Annotated in this window: 12 protein-coding genes and 2 pseudogenes; 2 read left to right on the top strand and 12 right to left on the bottom strand. The window is 37.1% G+C overall.

Going from position 1 to position 15,478, the window contains the following annotated elements:
- Positions 1–92 precede the first annotated feature (92 nt).
- From ACTDJC_RS11850 to ACTDJC_RS11865, 4 genes are all read right to left on the bottom strand, one after another.
- Positions 93–572 (bottom strand): (2Fe-2S)-binding protein, encoded by a 480-nt coding sequence (locus ACTDJC_RS11850; RefSeq protein WP_098309835.1) that lies wholly within the window; start codon positions 570–572, stop codon positions 93–95.
- A complete protein-coding gene (gene pucD / locus ACTDJC_RS11855) occupies positions 563–2,818 on the bottom strand; it encodes a xanthine dehydrogenase subunit D (protein WP_440603516.1) in 2,256 nt (751 codons plus the stop codon). Before pucD ends, ACTDJC_RS11850 begins: the two co-directional genes overlap by 10 nt.
- A 12-nt stretch (positions 2,819–2,830) precedes the next feature.
- Entirely contained in the window at positions 2,831–3,682 is an 852-nt protein-coding gene (locus ACTDJC_RS11860) for an FAD binding domain-containing protein (RefSeq protein WP_440603517.1), read from the bottom strand.
- A 577-nt stretch (positions 3,683–4,259) separates the two neighbouring features.
- A complete protein-coding gene (locus ACTDJC_RS11865; RefSeq protein ID WP_440603518.1) occupies positions 4,260–4,493 on the bottom strand; it encodes a hypothetical protein in 234 nt (77 codons plus the stop codon).
- Between the two features lie 307 nt (positions 4,494–4,800).
- Here ACTDJC_RS11865 and ACTDJC_RS11870 point away from each other — a divergent pair.
- Positions 4,801–4,905: pseudogene (locus ACTDJC_RS11870) on the top strand (Tn3 family transposase); the annotation flags it as partial.
- A 424-nt stretch (positions 4,906–5,329) separates the two neighbouring features.
- Here ACTDJC_RS11870 and ACTDJC_RS11875 read toward each other — a convergent pair.
- From ACTDJC_RS11875 to ACTDJC_RS11905, 7 genes and pseudogenes are all read right to left on the bottom strand, one after another.
- Positions 5,330–7,642, bottom strand: coding sequence for a M20/M25/M40 family metallo-hydrolase (locus tag ACTDJC_RS11875; RefSeq protein WP_440603731.1), 2,313 nt, complete (start codon positions 7,640–7,642; stop codon positions 5,330–5,332).
- A 69-nt stretch (positions 7,643–7,711) separates the two neighbouring features.
- Positions 7,712–7,891: a hypothetical protein gene (locus ACTDJC_RS11880; RefSeq protein WP_440603519.1), complete on the bottom strand. Its 180-nt coding sequence runs from the start codon at positions 7,889–7,891 to the stop codon at positions 7,712–7,714.
- Between the two features lie 652 nt (positions 7,892–8,543).
- Entirely contained in the window at positions 8,544–9,479 is a 936-nt protein-coding gene (locus tag ACTDJC_RS11885) for an alpha/beta hydrolase family protein (protein ID WP_440603520.1), read from the bottom strand.
- Between the two features lie 316 nt (positions 9,480–9,795).
- The gene (locus ACTDJC_RS11890; RefSeq protein WP_440603521.1) at positions 9,796–10,140 is read right to left on the bottom strand and encodes a hypothetical protein; all 345 of its coding nucleotides are present in this window, start codon (positions 10,138–10,140) and stop codon (positions 9,796–9,798) included.
- A 262-nt stretch (positions 10,141–10,402) separates the two neighbouring features.
- Complete coding sequence (locus tag ACTDJC_RS11895) at positions 10,403–11,449, bottom strand: SDR family oxidoreductase (protein WP_440603522.1); 1,047 nt, start codon at positions 11,447–11,449, stop codon at positions 10,403–10,405.
- A gap of 271 nt (positions 11,450–11,720) precedes the next feature.
- Positions 11,721–12,101 (bottom strand): DUF6262 family protein, encoded by a 381-nt coding sequence (locus ACTDJC_RS11900; RefSeq protein WP_440603523.1) that lies wholly within the window; start codon positions 12,099–12,101, stop codon positions 11,721–11,723.
- Positions 12,094–12,414: pseudogene (locus tag ACTDJC_RS11905) on the bottom strand (tyrosine-type recombinase/integrase); the annotation flags it as partial. The gene ACTDJC_RS11900 and the pseudogene ACTDJC_RS11905, both read right to left, overlap by 8 nt.
- Before the next feature lie 569 nt (positions 12,415–12,983).
- Here ACTDJC_RS11905 and ACTDJC_RS11910 point away from each other — a divergent pair.
- Positions 12,984–13,802, top strand: coding sequence for a sugar nucleotide-binding protein (locus ACTDJC_RS11910; RefSeq protein ID WP_440603524.1), 819 nt, complete (start codon positions 12,984–12,986; stop codon positions 13,800–13,802).
- 303 nt (positions 13,803–14,105) lie between these two features.
- Here ACTDJC_RS11910 and ACTDJC_RS11915 read toward each other — a convergent pair whose 3' ends face one another.
- Positions 14,106–15,449 (bottom strand): aminotransferase-like domain-containing protein, encoded by a 1,344-nt coding sequence (locus tag ACTDJC_RS11915; protein ID WP_253629527.1) that lies wholly within the window; start codon positions 15,447–15,449, stop codon positions 14,106–14,108.
- Positions 15,450–15,478 lie beyond the last annotated feature (29 nt).

Raw genomic sequence — 15,478 nt, forward strand, 5'->3', positions numbered from 1 at the left:
AAACATCCTTGCTGTCGCTCTTACGAAATATCTACTTTTCAACAAACGTCTACTCGAGGCGTACAAAATGAACGTTTTGTCCACGAACGGTATCAGGCACCGGAAATGGCATTGGAAATAGATTTTACTGCTCGAAGGATTCCCCCATATCCCGTGCAGCGGCATAGATTACCAGACAGTCCTTCTAGGATTTGTTCCTGGGTTGGGTGAGGATGTTTTTCTAACAATGCTTTTGTTGCTAAAATCATCCCAGGTGTACAATACCCACATTGAAAGCCGCCCTCTTCCATAAAAGCTTTCTGTATCGGATCGAGTTCTTCTTCACCGTCAAGTCCTTCTATCGTTACGATTTCAACATGATTTAATTGAAACGCCATCACTAAACAAGAGTTAACCATTTGACCATTCATTAAGACAGTACATGCACCGCAGCGGCCGATCCCGCAGGAGATTTTGGTTCCAGTCATTTCAAGATCCTCGCGAAGAATATCGTTCAGACGGCGTAAAGGTGGGACCCCAAGATTTACCGATTGATCATTTACTTTAAACTGAACCTCAATGATTACGTCCAAATTCTCCCCTCCTTTTCCACTGCCTGTAAAATTTCCTCCCGTGAAACAGGAATTCGGTTACACCAATACCCAATCGCATCATGAATCGCTTTGGCAATCGCCGGGGCAACCGCTACTGTTCCAATTTCTCCAATCCCCTTTGGTCCGAATGTGTCTCCTGACTGGACAGTTTCAATGGCGTACACGTTCATATCGGGAGGAACATCGCAAATCGTCGGAATTAAATATGTGTCAAAATTCTCAGTTACGTACTTTCCTTTTTCCATTGGACAATCCTCCGTTAGCGTGTAACCAATGGACATCACCCCGCTTCCTTCAATTTGACCGAGATACCCCATTGGACTAACGACCGGGCCTGCAGCGATCGCTTGGTCCAAACCAAGCACAGTAACCTTCCCTGTTAATAGGTCAACTTCAACTTCAGCTGCAACAGCTGCAAAAGAATAAAGGTAGCGTCCTTTTTGCACGGTATCATTGGATTGTGGATAAGGGAATTCAACCGATACCTCGATAGGTTCATTTAATTGACCTGCTAAATTAACATAAGAGACGATCAACCTCGACTCCCTCCATATTCCACCTGGACCTAGACACAACTGCTGTTTTGGAAGTCCCGTCATTTGTGATGCACGCTGAAGAATTTGACTTTCAAAGGATTCTCTCATCCTCTCAATGGCTAACCAAATCATGGTTGTTGCCCTTGATGCCGTTGTCGAACCGGAATGTGGAACCTTCTCCGTGTCCCCGATTACAATATTGAGATCATCACTTCCACATTTAAAGGCTTTCATAAGTAAGGTTTCAATGACAGCCAATACCCCTTGACCCACCTCTTCTACACCAAAAGCTGCTTCAATTTTGCCATCCTTACTGATTGACATGCACCCTGCCCCTGGGTCCGGAATCCCGTGACCCAATCCTTGACCGAGAATGGTTATCGCAATCCCTGCACCTCTCCTTTTCCATTTACCATTATCCGTTTTTTTCATCCGTAAAATGTTAGACTGTTTGATGGCATCCAAGACTTCTTTTGCTCCATCCGTTGGTGCAATGGTTTGATCAAGAGCACCTAATCCGTCTAATCTCTTAATATTTTTTTCTCTCAATTCAATAGGGTCCATCTTTAATTTTTCAGCTAACCGATCAAGCTGCCCTTCGAGTGCAAAAACAACTTGGTTGCTGCCAAACCCTCTAAATTCTCCTGATACACCGTTATTCGTATAAACAGATACGCCATCAATATTAATATTTGGAATCAAATAAGGTCCGACTGTATTTTCAACCGCACACTCTAATACTGCAAGGCCGAGTGTCGCATATGCTCCCGTATCAGCAATGATAGTAGCTTCATGCGCTAAAATATTTCCATCACGATCCACACCTGTTTTCATCTTAATCCGCATCGGGTGCCGCTTTATTCCTGACTGTATCGACTCCCTCCGATTTTGATGGATTTTTACAGGATAGCCCGTGTGAAGCGCGAGCAATGCCCCATATGACTGAACATTTAATTCATCTTTTCCTCCAAAGGAGCCGCCCATCGGACTTGAGACAACCCGTATTTTGGTTTCATCGAGATTTAAAATTCTCGAAAGCTGAAAGCGGTCGCAGTAGCCATGTTGCGTCCCCATGTAGACGATGATCCCGCCATCCTTATCAGGAACTACCACTCCTCCTTCCGTTTCCATATAAGCATGGATTTGCCTTGGAGTATCATACGTTTCTTCAATAATAAACTCGCAATTTTTAAAGCCTTCATCCAAATCTCCTTTTTTAAAGGATGAACGGTGGAGGATGTTTCCCTTTTCATGAATTTGAGGTGCTGACGGTAACAGCGATAGCTCTGGGTCATCGACTACCGGGAAAACTTCATACTCCACTTCAATTAACTTTAAGGCTTGTTCGGCTATCTCTTTGGATTCAGCGGCTACAGCCGCGACAGCATCACCTATAAACCGAACCTTATCATGGCATAGGACAGGCTGATCCGGGTCGAGAATACCAAACCCATTTAACCCAGGTATATCCTTATAGGTTAAAACCCCATGGACTCCCTTCAGTTTTTTCGCCTTTTCTGTATGAATGGCTATAATCCTTGCATGTGGATAGTGGCTGCGCATAATCTTTCCAAATAACATAGTTGGAAACGTTAAATCAGTAAGATACTTTAAGGTGCCTGTTACTTTTTCTACTCCATCAGGTCTTACCCGCCAGTTTTCGCCTGATGATTCACGATTAAGATGCAAAGCACTCCCCCCTTAAGATAACGATTCGGTTAGACCGGCAATTAATAGATTAGCAGCAACTAATTTAAGATAGTGAGAGGAAGCAAAACGGTCTGTTAGCGGCTGGAATTCTTGGAGGATTTGTGCATGTGCTTTTTGCCATAACTCTTCATTTGGCACTTGATTTTGGAGCATGCTTTCACATGTTAGTAAACGGGAAGGAACGATGACTCCTCCACCAACTGCAAGTCGAACATATTCTATTTTATTTCGTTCATTCATTGCGAGTGTACCGGCAGCCGTCAAAAGGGAAGGCGTAAAGGCTTCACGCCGGCCAATTTTTTTATAAAAGGTTTTAGTTTTTGGGGATTTTGGTAAATGAATTTCCGTTACAATTTTGGCTGAGGAATTCTTTAAAAAATTGCCTGCCTCATCGGTTATATAGTCGGATCCATCAAACCAAGTAATAGTTGCACCCAACACCAGCAGGGCTGGAATGATATCTCCAAAGCCGCATGCGATATTCCCGCCTATCGTACCTTGATTTCGTACCGCCGGAGATGCGACATTTCGAGCGGCCTCTGCTAAAATCGGCCAGTACTTCTGGATATCAGGGCGGCTGCGGCAAGCTGCTAAGGTGGTGAATGTACCAATACTTAAGGTTTGGTCAGCTGACAGCTGAACCTTATTTAATGCATCAATTTTTCCAAGATGAATGATATGATTGGGAAGCTTCTCCCCCGATTCCCAGCGAAGCTGAATCCATGTTCCTCCAGCTATAAAAATGGCCTCTTGGCCAAGTTCTTGTTTTAATTTCCATGCTTCTTCAATCTGTTTTGGAATCCAAATCTTTGGTGAAAAAGTGATCTTAGTGTTCCCGTCCAACTTGACATCACCTCTTCCAGACATTTTCCTATAACATAAAATATTAACCAAGTTAAAAAAAAAGAACAACTTACTTTCTGGGAATCTTCATTTTCTAGTTAATAGCAAGAACAAAATCGCTAACGCGACTTAAATCACGTCCCAAGTGAAGATTATTCACTTGGGTCTTTTCTCTCTCTTCGCATTGTGCCATTACAAAAAGGTCATACCACTTCCACTTCTTCATCCTCTTTTAAATCATAATGAAACTCTTCCACAACATATTCAGGAACCTCATCTTCTTTTCCGCAATAAAAATCATTATTTTTATTTTCCATTTAAACCAAATGTATCATCTTCTTCCAACCATTTCAAAAAATCTTTATTCAATTTACCCTGCTCTTTTATTAAGTTAGTATTTTGTATATGGTATTGCATATTTGATCAAAATTGCGAAGTATAGAAGTGAAAAGATGATGAGTAAAGAGGAATAAAAATCCATATATATTGAAAAAACGCCCTTAAAGGGTAGTCTATCCAATTGAACAAACATCTTATCGATAGAATGATTTTTTCCTCTTGTGTAAGTGTCAACATTTTATTGGTTCTTACTCAATTCCAACGCCTTGGTGGCAATGCCATCCGAAGTTAATCGGTACATGCCGAGCAAAACTGGATTAGCCTGAACCAAACCTTCATGCATTAAGTCTTTAAGCGCCTGATTTACGTTGGATGGATTGTCACATGCTTTTGGAAGCTGACCAGCAATCTGTATTGGTGTCTGCCAATCAGTGGTTAATGCAAGTAACACGGATCGTTGATTTGGGGTCAAGTTCATACTTACCTCCTTGCTTTTTATGGTTATCATCCGAGAACCGATTATATTATATGTTACCATTTACTAAAAAAACGAACAATTCGAGAACAATGTGCAATTAAAGAGCAGCTTATTCAATAAAAGGACGCTTTTCTTGTGCGAAATGTTTCTAGCTTAAATTGAGAATGGCTACATTACTCAGGTAATGGCTAGACAGTTCTTGCCGGAACTGAAGGGTTATATCGAAGAGTCAAATGATGGGGTAACGTCTTGAAGGGCTCTCTCTTAGTCGAGTAGCATTGGATTTAGTAAGAATGACATTGTTATCAATATGAACGCTCGGGATGCCGTACATGTCATCGACGGTTTGCTCTATCATGAAACGGATTTGACTATCGAGGAGCATTATACGGATACGGCTAGTTATCAATACCTTTTTATGAAAAAATTAGAATTATAATGTGATCTATCATATGTGGCTTTAAAACAAAGTTTGATAATTTATAAAAAAGTCTGATCGTTAAAAATAAAGATTGATAATATGTAAAAAAGTTTGATCAAAATCCTGTGTTGATGTGCAGGATTTTTTCTTATTCAGCAATCGGGCCAGATTGTTGAGGAAGAGTTGCCGATTTTACAGAAGGTAAATTAGTTTAAGATTAATGGTGGTGAACCGTATCATAAGTAATTGAGTTTTATTGTTCAAGTTTTACCATTTAAATGGCATTCATTATTTAATTTCCATTCAAATACCTCCCGATGTTTTACAAGCAGTCAATCGTATTAAAAGGCCGACATATACTAGTTTGGAGAATCAAACATTGTATATGTCGGCCTTTATTTAATGGTCATTAATGTTTAATCGTTTTCATGATGTATGAATTATCCCCATAGGTACTGTATTTTGACGACCGTTCCCCTTTTGATTCTGGAATGCTGTAAGAACGATCGGCTATCATCCACTCTATAGAATCCTTAGCATTTACGGTTACCTTTACATGTAACTCTTCGGCTTGACCTAGAACGTAATTGAATTCAAATGGCGATTCCTTTGTGAATTCTTTTTGCTTCAACTCCACTTCTTTTCCATTGATAATCAGTTGAGATACATTCATCGTTGAAAAAGACTCCATTAACAATTCTTCAGCATTGCGATTCGTCTTCAATTGGTATTCTATTGTCCGCTTGGCACCTTCAACCTTATCAGATAATACCGTCACACTAGGTGCTTCCATGCTATATAAATCAGCCTGGGTATAACTTGCATCCCAGTTTAAAATAGGAAAAAATTCTGACGTATGGCCTTTCTTCACATTTTCATTAATATAATTCGATGTATATTCATCTAATGGCTGACGGGCCGCCCAATATGCTTTGTTTGAATCTGCATCCATAAAATAAGCAATATCGCTTGCTTGTGGATGTTCTGCTGTCGGCATGTTATTTAGGTTGATACTGTTAGTGATCATGACCAATAATCCTGTAACTAAGAAGATGGATGGTATCACCCAATTGAATTTTATTTTTAAGGTGGTGAAAATAGATACCAGCATGGTACCTAAAAGAGAAACAAGGACCATGAGCACACCAGCCATATGCATGGATATGAGTCCTTCAAAGAGATAAATAACTGGTGATAGAATAAGAAATGCCGGGATGGCAAAACCAGCTGTAACAAGATAACTCTTCCATGAATGCTCATCTAAACGAATCAAAATATTGACGCAGATTAGAGCAAATAATAGTGGCCACGCAAACACATAACTGCCTGCTTGAAGCAGAAAACTCGAAGCAGCTAAAAGGATTAACCAAAGAAATAAGGCACCCATCATTAAGCTGCCTGTTTTGATTTTTTTATGAGCCAACCCATAAAGGATAGTCAAGAAAGCAAAGATAATAATGGAAAAACTGATGAGGTAAAGGGTACCAACCGTCTTATCGGTTCCCATTAACCATTCTTGATCCGTAAAAATAAAGGTGAGTACGGACCATAATCCTGATCCGATGGCAAAAGACCCGATGATGCCAATAATGAAAACAAGAAAACCTGCAAATGTTCCAAAAAGGGATAGTTTCTTAAGCCAATATCCATGTACGGCCGTAACGGCAAAAAGAATAACCGCCAACACCATAATCGGAATGACAAGTTTGTCTGAGTAGGTAATCGTGTTGGAACCCAAAATGTTAAAGAAAACTTGATTTCCTTCATGAGTTTGAGTGAGATCGACGTTTCCAAAATGGGTGACAAGATGTAACATATATTCGCCGTGATGCTGGAGACTTTCTAAACTTAGCTCTTGAATGTTATCGCTGGTTGTATGATAATGATCAACCCCTTCACCAAAGGCAAAGTTTAATCCTTTAAGACCGGCTTCTTTAAACACGCTGAAATCAGTATCATTTGGCATTTGCTTATATAAACTATAAAGGAAGGAATGAGCGACAGGTGTGGAAGCGCTCTGAGTAAACTCCTTAACTAGCCAGCTATTGTTATCACTTGTTTCAAACATAAAAGAGGGACCTTCGTTTCCCCGTGCCTCAAAGTTTAATACTAATCCGACATCATTTACCCAAGGATGTCCCTCTACAAATGCTTTTGCTCCAAGTAATCCATTTTCTTCTCCGTCAGTTAAGAGTATAATGACATCGTTTTGAAGAGGTGCCATTTCCTTTAAGGCCCTTACTGTTTCTAAGATGGCAGCCACTCCGGAGCCATCATCGGCTGCACCTGCTGATCCTGGTACAGAATCATAATGTGCAACGAGCATAATCGCTTTTGTAGAGTTCGTTCCTTCTATTTTGGCAACAATGTTTTCCACCGTGCCGCCTACTATCCATCTGCCGACACTATTTAAAGAATTGGCTTTTTGGATTTCAGGATTTAATCCTAACTCTTCTAAACTGTGAACAAAATAGTCTCGAACTCTGTCATGTTCTACCGATCCAAGAGGATGTGGTTTTACAGCAAACTCTTTTAAATGGGAGAGTGCTCTCTCTGCAGAAAACTCATTTGCTGAACCAGTAGCTGGTACAACCTTTGGTGGCTGAAGTTGTAATAAACTCACAAAAATAGTTCCAATAAGAATAGCCACAACAGCAATGAAAATAAGTGCATTTTTTTTCGTGTCTTCACGAGCTTGTAGCTTCGTTTGGGTAGATGGCACTGGTTCCAATTAAATTTCCTCCTTAAAGTTGAGAAAAATTTTTTCTAGCGAAGTATAAAGTGTAAACAATCAACCAGGGACGATTTTAGATAAAGCAAGCAAATTCAAGTTTTGGCAGCTTCCTTTTTTCATGACTGCCGTATTTCCGTTATTATGCTTGTTAGTATAAGATTGAATTTTGTTCTTTTGGAATAAGCGTGGTGGTTTGTTCTGTTTTTTGCCTTGCTCTTGGTTTGTTGATACCTGCATTATATAGTCTCTATATTTATAATGAGATGATGAAATAAAATATACCTAGTTAAGTATCTTATTTAAGCATTCGGGGGCAATTCTCTAATATGAATTGTGCCTTTTCTTTTGGTATAGGGCGCTTTAATGGAGGAAAGATCACAAAAATGATCATACTTTTTTATGAAAGATAAATAGTCAATCTCAAAAGTGGAATCCATTTTGATCAATCTTTTTTCAAAATGGATTCTTTTTCTTTATCGTAAAATATGGGGTTGTGAGGTATTTTTTAATCAAACTTTATTTCAAAGCTACATCATAGTAGACATGTATTTAAAGAATGATTTAAAAATGACTAACGATTCAAAGTCGTTAGCCATCATCTTCTGCAATCGCGCCCTTTAATGGAATAACTAAGATATGGCCTCAGCCTTAATCTTCTTCCACTAACGCACCCGTTAGTTTAAGTAAAAATATTCACAATCTTTTTTTACCTTAACAAAATCTAATCCCTTGATGTGTAGGGGCATATCAAAAAGACGCCCTCTTACTAAAGAAAAGCGCCCTTTAATGGCATAACAATATGTTTCTATTAGCTTGTTTACTTGAACAAGCTAATATCTTTGTTACATATAATAAGAAGAATGTGAAGTAAAATATCTTCATATAATGCTTATAATGCGGTGTATCCGGCACTCATACACAACCATTCGACGATGTAATCAAACCTCTCTTTTGTCAGTCCATGGCCACCATTATATCTCTTATGACATAATTTATTATCAGCCCCATATTTTGCGTATGATGGACGGGCTTGTTCAACAATAAAGTCTGCATCCCTCGAGTATTTGTCTTCATTCGCAGAGACAATCAATAACGGTCTTGGAGCAATACAGTGTACTAAATCAAATATATCATAGCTTTTGTTGAAACGCGGAATCACGCTTGCCAGTTCAATACCTACATCATTTAGCATTCGGTTCTCATAGGTGCACGCGCTTCCACTTGCGCAACTAAAGCAAATCCGCTCATCTAACGCAGACAAGAATAGCACGGTATTTCCACCATAAGAATGCCCCAGTGTGCCAATTTTTTTATTATCAGTAAAAGTAAGTTCAGACAGCAAAGTTACTCCATTCATAGCGTCAAACATTACTTTTTTCATCAGATTATCACCCTTTAAGATGCGGTAAGACATTTCATTTAAATGTTGAAAAAAATCCTCATCGCCTGGTAGAGGTACTATCCCCTGCGCATTTTTCCGTCTCTCTTCAAAGCATATCGAGTCAGGTGCTAAAACAACAAATCCCTTTCTCGCTAATTCCGGTCCAAAAGCCTGCAATGGATTACCAGCTAATCCGCATGCCTCACTTTTCCCTAAATGATGCTCGCTGTTATGCTGGTGATTTATTAGTATTGCAGGATTATTATTAAGAACTTCGGGAATTAAAAGAAAGGCAATGACTGTATCTCCATTGGAGTTATACTCAATAAGATGTCTCTTATATCCATCCTCTTTTATGGATTCTATTATCCTGTATTCGATTGAAGCTGGTATATCATCGGCTTTAATACCAATAATTTCAGAAATCCCTGACTTCAAGTCCATCGTCTAAACCTCCACTAATATAAATAATCTTCCGTTCGCAGTTTTCCACTAATGAGTAGTTTTAAATGTATTGACATAGATAAATTATAACATTAGTGATAACTTGTTTAAATGTAATGCTTCACAAACTTCATACCAATGTTATCAAAAATATTTTTGCTTGAGATTCTTATTCAATTAAATGGCCCGATTGTTGAAAAAAAGCTAATGACCATTGTTCAACTAAACTGTCCCGTTAGTACAAGAAGAAAAGCTGCCTTCAATGGCAGCTAGACCTTTAATATAAGCACCCGTTAGCTTAATAAGAAGCTTATTTTTATTGATATTTAAAGGGGAAGTTCTTTATTAATTCATTGAATTTATTTTCCCATTGTAAAAAATCAGAAATAGGCAATTTACCCCAAAACTGTAGTCCTGACATTTCAATTGAAACTGAAATAAAGTATCTATCTCCTTTTTCCTCATCACCAAACCAGCAAGGAAGAGTTGTTTGATTTCCCATATAAGATGGCAATGTTTCATACACCTTCCATAAAGCCTCATACGTTTTATTATTAAACTTATATTCATCAATCATATAGACTCTTTCAAACTCTACTATGTCGTTAACGACAACATAACTGTTATTATAATAATGTTCGTCTTCTACAACCATATCCACAAAATATACCCTCCTTGTCACTATTACTGAATATGATGATTAAATTATACAAGTTTTTTGCCCCTTCTTGTTCAACTAACCTGCCAGTTAGCTTAAGTACATTTTTTCACAATCTCTTATAAGCTTTAACATAGATATCCAATTTTCTTAAAAGGTGTTGTTCAACAATCTGGCCTGATTGATGAAGAGCATTATTTAGAATAATCAATTATTTAGGATGTAATTTTCCTTGAATTAGATGGGTATGGGGGTTATAACCCCATCACAATGTCTCCTTTTTCTCTTTTTGGAACCAAGTCTCTAGCAGCTCTTGCTCTCTTTCTCGTGATATCCCTGTTTTTCGTTCTGTATCCTGTCTCGCTTTCTCCCATTGATACACATCATAAACAGTATCTTCAAGAGGTCGGAAGGAAAGTCCAGCGTTAACAGCTTTTTCTATACTGATGAAAAAAGATCCTTTCCACGGTTCTGTTTCTCCTTCTAACGGGAAGTGTTCAGGAATCCATAAAGGCATTTCCGTCCATGGCTTTACTTTGTGCTCCAATATAAACTGTTCTTCTGCCCACACAAATTCGGTATCGCTGTTTGTGACAGCTTTACAGGTGTTTAATAGCTCTTTCATAGTCAATTCATAATTCGGACCTGTTACATTAAACGTGCCTTTTTTTCTGTTTTCTGCCATATTGAACACCCATGTTGCTATATCTTTTACGTCAATCAATTGAACAGGGCGATCTGAACGTCCCGGCACCAATACTTTTCCACCTTGTGCCACACGCTGAACCCAGTACGGAAGCCGATCCGTATAGTCAAACGGTCCGACAAGCAGCCCTGCTCTTATATGCAAAACACGCCCTGGCCAATGCTTTTCTGCTTCTGCTTCACAAAGTACTTTCAACGCGCCGTAATACTCATAGGGAGAAATTTTCCCCTCCTCAACGTCTTTCAACTTATCATCCGGCGGCATGGATTGTAAATGATAGTTTTCCGTAATATTGAGGGGAATCCAATCCTTATAAAGAGAGATGCTTGAGATATATGTATAATGTTCGATGTTATCCCCAAGTACAGTCGCAATTTTTTTGATTTGATGCGGAGCAAATCCGCAGGTATCCATTACAACATCCCATTTCCGGTTTTCTAGAAGTGAGACATCACCGTCTCTATCACCAATTAGCTGCTCAACCTCAGGAAACATCTCTTTATTGGTACCGCGATTAAATAATGTAATTTCGTGACCTCTTTTCAATGCTTCTTTTACAAAAGCTTTTCCTAAAAAACGAGTACCTCCTAATATAAGGACCTTCATAGTTTTCCCCCATTCACTTTATTAGAGTGTAAAAATACCTTTCATTTTACATAACGGTTTTCCTTCTTAAAAAGATACGGAGAGTATAAAAAATGTATTCCCTTTTATTAAAGGAAGGCGTCCAATTGTTCAAGATTAAACAGACTACCCTATCTAATATTCGAAAGATATAACAGATACATTTCTCCCAAACTCCGATGATCTCCTTTTTTCTTCTTATTCAAGAATATGGCCCGATAGTTGAAGAAGGAGAACAACGTTCTCCTATTGACTATAACTTTTTATAAATATCTGCGTAAGCTACTTTCAGTTGTTCTCTTAATTTCTTGTTTTCATCTTCTAATTTCTTATTTTTCCTTTTTAGGGAAGCAATCAGGGCATCCTTGTTACTTTCATTCATTTCTCGCTTTACTTGTTTCGGGGTAGGTACTTGTGATTGTTGATTTCTTAGAGTTTCAATTCTTGAACGGAAATCCTTGTTGTTGTAGAGTGTTGCTTTCGATACACCAGCTTCTTTAGAAACACTATTGAAGTTTATAGTCTCATTGGCTTTTATGAGCCTTTTTATTGCTTCATCTACTCTCTGATAGGTATTTGCTTTTCGTTTGGCATGAATCGCTTTCAAATGTTCAGAACGGTCATATTCAGCCATTTTTAACACCTAACTTTCTTTTCATCCGATCTTGTCTACCAAAGATAACATTTCCTTCTTGGAGGGTATTTAAAATGTTTTGATAACGTTTTAAATTCTTTTGATTCTTCTCCGCAATATCTTCCCAACCTCGTTGTTTCGCTATTTCAATTGCCTTTGTGGTTGTTTTAACGTGAAGTTCATACTTTTGTTTATCTAACTCTGAAAAACCTACCGCTAAGTCTCTACATGGGGTTTGGTTATCACCACAAGTTAGACAAGGTGGGGCTTCCATATGAGGACAATTTCCGTTCAAACGAGCGTGACACGTTCCATCTAAAACAAACGTACGTTCCTTTTTGTTGTATACATATTAAACTATATTTTCAATGTCTAAATAACAAATCTAATATGCATAAGAAAAGAGGATATATGCTCATATATTGAACATAATATCCTCTTATTAATTTAGTCTATTTAACTTTATATGTAGCAAGGCTTTTTTTATTTGGATTTCCTTAACATTGAAAATGCTACAAATCTGTTTCCTTAATGAACATGTCGGTTTGAAATAAAGTTGTACTGGTTATAAGAAAGTCGTACCGTTTATAAAAAAGTTGTACTGTTTGTAAAAAAGTTTGATTAAAAATCCTGCTTGAAATGCAGGATTTTTCTTGTTCAACAATCAGGCCATTTTGTTGAATAAGAATTCTGAACAAAATTGGATATTTATGTTAAAAAACTAGTATGAGATTGTGAAAGAAATGTACTTAACTAACGTTGCAGGAATATTGAATATCAGAGAGAATTTTTAGGTGGAAGAAGTGGTTTACATCGTGAGTGGAAGAGAATGTTATTTGTTCGTTTTAAATATAAAAGAATTTGTTTGGAGGGGAATTTGTAATGCAAAAGATACTCATTCTGGGTGCAAGTGGTCTTGTAGGAAGAGCTTTAATAGATGAATTTACTGATGAATTTGACCTATATGGAACGTATTTTTCTTCGTTAACTACCCTCCCTAATGATAAGCAATTCCAATTAGAAGTTCAGCAACTCGATAAACTGAAAGAAATTATAAGGACAATTAAACCCAACATAGTGATTTCTTGCCTCAGAGGGGATTTTGATCAACAGCTCCTGTTTCATAAAGAATTAGCTATGGAATTACAAAATAAAAGTAGCCGTGTTTATTATTTTTCTACCACAAATGTATTTGATGGAGATATTTCAAGACCCCACACAGAAACAGATATACCTATTGCCGAATCAGATTATGGGAAGTTCAAAATTGAATGTGAAAACATGCTAAAAGAAACTTTGAATGAGCAAGTGATAATTATCCGAATCCCAGCAATATGGGGTAAGGATTCACCAAGATGGAATTTAATCACTGAAAGCATAAAAAATAATAAAGTGATAGATGTGTACAGCAATCTCGTATGTAACAATCTTTTGGATGTTCTGTTAGCAAAACAATTACGATTTATTATTGAAAATGATTTAAAGGGAATATTTCACTTAGGTTCAGTGGATACGATGACTCAGAGCCAATTTTTTGAACAAATTATAAGTAAACTCGCAAGTGAAAAGAAAATATTACGATATCGTTTATATCAGGATAAAGTCGACACTTGTTACTTTAGATTAAATTCAAATCGTGATGATATCCCAAGCTCACTACAAAGTAAGAATCAAGATATTATTTCTTACTTGCTGGAATAAATGGGAAGTATGATATTGAGCTAACGTATGCTAAATTCGATAAGTACGATCCAGCTTCAACAGCTTTTGATCTTCAACGAAAGTAGCTAGAAGCTAATTAATTATTCAATTAAAGGGCGCGATTGTGGAGTAACATAGGCAGAAAATAATCAAACTTTTTTATAAAATGAAAAGTTCATTTAAAATGTAAAAGAAACCATTTTGATCAATCTTTTTTCAAAATGGATTCCTTTTTTGTTTGTTGCAAAATACACGTTCTATTAATATGTTTAACCAAACTTTATTTCAAAACAACAGAACAATCTATATACGTTTCATTTCATCGATAATCTTACATATCCCCTCTTCAATCATTTCTTCCTTTACGTTTGATACGTTTAATTTCAATATTCTTTCTCTCGGAATAAAAGATAAATAATTTTTATCAATCGAATCTAGTAATACATTGTTTTTTAGTAGCTTTCGAATAAGTGGCTGAACGATAACTTTCTTAACTAGCGTAATGTGTGTATGGACACATGGAAAATGTGCGTCGTGGTATTGAAACAACTGGTTGTTCGTACTACTCCATTCTTTCAAAGAAGCGGCTAACCTCTCGGATCTTTCATAATAGGAAACGCGAATTTTTTGTTTATGTCGATCAAACATCCCGCTTTTTATGTAAACTTCTAAGGCTGCTTGGGAAATCATAGAACTATCAATATCTAGTAATTTTTTATATGTAAAGAAAATTTCCGTTAAACAATTAGGTATGACAGCAACACCAACTCGGAGTCCAGGAAAAATAATTTTGGAGTAACTCTTCAAATAAATAACATGAGAGGAATCATCATAACTGTACATCGGATCCGCTTTAGCATCTCTTTCTAAATCTGCTAAATAATCATCTTCCACGATAAACACATCATATTTCTTCGCTAAACGGACAATAGCCTCCTTTTCTTTCTTAGAATACGATGTACCTAACGGATTATGAAACCGCGGCATTGTATAAAAAAATTTAATATCTTCTGTTTGAAATATACGTTCTAATTCGTTTAAATTTATCCCTTCCACTGTTCGTTCAATTCCCCTAACAGGGATGTTGTGCGTTTCTAAATACTCGATAAATAAATGATAACTCGGTTGTTCAATTAAAATCGTGTTCTTTTTATTTGGAAACGGGATAGAAGTTAACAAAGATAGCGCTTGCTGTACGCCAGATGTAATAAAAATATTCTCTTCATTCGTAAACACTTGATAGTTTGTTAATTGCCTTTGAACAACCTGAATTAACGAAGGCAACCCTTTCGGAGTCCCATATATAAATAGATCATTTTTGTATGTATCAATTGCTTTATTAATGCAATGCTGAAAATCTAAATATGGAAAAACATCTGGATCAGGTGCAGATGTTGCAAAATCTATTACACTACTATGGCTTGCATGATCTTCGTTCGTTTTTTTCACAACATAGTATCCGCTTTTCAAAACGGAGTATATCATATGTCTTTTTTCTAACTCTTGGAGTGCACGAATAATTGTACTTTTCGTGCATTGATAACGCGTACTTAAAGATCGAATAGAAGGTAATTTATCACCTTCTTTTAATTCTCCATTTTGAATTAACTTTTCTAAATCATTAAAAACGATTAAATATTTATACACGCTTACACCTCTATATATTTTTGTACCGG

Source organism: Bacillus sp. GB_SG_008 (genome assembly GCF_052038115.1).
GTDB lineage: Bacteria > Bacillota > Bacilli > Bacillales > Bacillaceae_G > Bacillus_A > Bacillus_A rhizoplanae.

Excerpts from the sequence above, each read along its gene's own strand:
- ACTDJC_RS11885 (WP_440603520.1), bottom strand. The coding sequence starts at position 9,479 with ATGGACTTGAAGTCAGGGATTTCTGAAATTATTGGTATTAAAGCCGAT.
- ACTDJC_RS11910 (WP_440603524.1), top strand. The coding sequence starts at position 12,984 with ATGCAAAAGATACTCATTCTGGGTGCAAGTGGTCTTGTAGGAAGAGCT.
- ACTDJC_RS11880 (WP_440603519.1), bottom strand. The coding sequence starts at position 7,891 with ATGCAGGTATCAACAAACCAAGAGCAAGGCAAAAAACAGAACAAACCA.
- ACTDJC_RS11900 (WP_440603523.1), bottom strand. The coding sequence starts at position 12,101 with ATGGCTGAATATGACCGTTCTGAACATTTGAAAGCGATTCATGCCAAA.
- ACTDJC_RS11895 (WP_440603522.1), bottom strand. The coding sequence starts at position 11,449 with ATGAAGGTCCTTATATTAGGAGGTACTCGTTTTTTAGGAAAAGCTTTT.